We start from the raw sequence: 1625 nt of genomic DNA on the forward strand, positions 1-1625 counted from the left end.
CGCCGATGAGGCCCTCAAGGAGATCATGGTATCCTGACACTTGGCTATGACTGACTTAGAGCATCAAATTACGCGGCGGCGCACGTTTGCGATTATCTCTCACCCGGACGCGGGAAAGACGACCCTGACGGAGAAGCTGCTTCTCTATGGGGGCGCGATTCAGCTCGCGGGTTCGGTGACGGCGAAGAAGAACCGGCGGCAAGCGACATCGGACTGGATGGAGCTGGAGAAGCAGCGCGGGATCTCGATTACGTCCACGGTCTTGCAATTTGAGTACGGTGGCTGCGTGCTGAATCTTCTGGACACGCCCGGTCACCAGGACTTCTCCGAGGATACCTACCGCACTCTTGTGGCTGCCGACAGTGCCGTGATGCTGATTGACAATGCCCGTGGGGTTGAGCCGCAGACCATCAAGCTCTTTGCTGTCTGTCGCCAGCGCGGGATTCCGATCTTTACGTTCATCAATAAGATGGATCGCCCCGGTCTCGATCCGCTGGATCTGATGGCAAACCTAGAGGAAGTGCTGGGGATTCGCTCCGCGCCCGTCTTCTGGCCCATCGGGGATGGCGACCAGTTCCAGGGGGTCTATGACCGGCAGAGTAGCCAGCTCCACTTATACGATAGAGTGCAGCACGGCGCGAACAAAGCCCCCGTGCGCATTGTGGATCTGAGCGACCCGACGCTGGATGCGATTATTGGGCAAGGCCCTGCGCAGAAGCTCCGCGAGGACATCGAGCTGCTGGACGTGGCCGGTGAGCCGCTCGACCCCGAGCGCATCGCCAAGGGCGAGATCACGCCGCTGTTCTTTGGGAGCGCCGTCACCAACTTTGGGGTTGAGCGTTTCTTAAAGCGTTTTATTGACCTCGCGCCTGCTCCCACCGCGCGCTCGGCACAAGAGGGTGAGATTGCGCCCAATGAAGCCGAGTTTCGGGGCTTTGTCTTCAAAATTCAGGCCAATATGGACCCGAATCACCGTGATCGAGTGGCATTTCTGCGCGTGGTCTCGGGGCGTTTTGAGCGCGATATGGTGGCCTTCAATCCGCGCTCCAAGAAGTCCGTGCGCCTGACGCGGCCTCAGAAACTCTTTGCATCGGATCGTGAGACGGTGGAAGTGGCCTACCCCGGCGATATTATCGGCCTCACCAACCCCGGCGTTTTTCAGCTCGGCGACACGGTTTGCACGGGCACTCCCGTGCGCTTCCGAGGCTTTCCGCGCTTCGCCCCGGAGCACTTTGGGGTGCTGCGCAACCGCCGTTCCGAAAAATACAAGCAGTTTCAAAAAGGCATCGAGCAGCTCAGTGAGGAAGGTGTCGTACAGCTCTTCCACGAGATCAATGCCGGGCGCACCGAGCCGATTCTAGGCGTCGTTGGGCAGCTCCAGTTTGAGGTAATCCAGTTCCGCTTGCTCTCCGAGTACGGTGTGGACACGGGGCTAGACCGCCTGCCCTACAACCATGCCCGCTGGATTCAAGGCCCCGAAGACGCGCTCAAGGAGGTGTACTGGGGAATGGGGACGCGGCGTGTGGAAGATAGCTTTGGGAATTTTGTTTGTTTGTTCGAGAGCCCGTGGGGAATGAACCATATCATTGAGAACAACCCGAAGCTAAGATTTCTCGCCACCGCAC

At 59.0% G+C, this 1625-nt stretch carries 1 protein-coding gene; it reads left to right on the forward strand.

Annotated elements, in window-relative coordinates; genetic code table 11:
• Nucleotides 1–46: 46 nt before the first annotated feature.
• On the forward strand, nt 47–1625 hold a 1579-nt coding region (locus ACH2EH_RS11855; RefSeq protein ID WP_395141917.1), incomplete at its 3' end, for a peptide chain release factor 3.

Source organism: Armatimonas sp. (genome assembly GCF_043760365.1).
GTDB lineage: Bacteria > Armatimonadota > Armatimonadia > Armatimonadales > Armatimonadaceae > Armatimonas.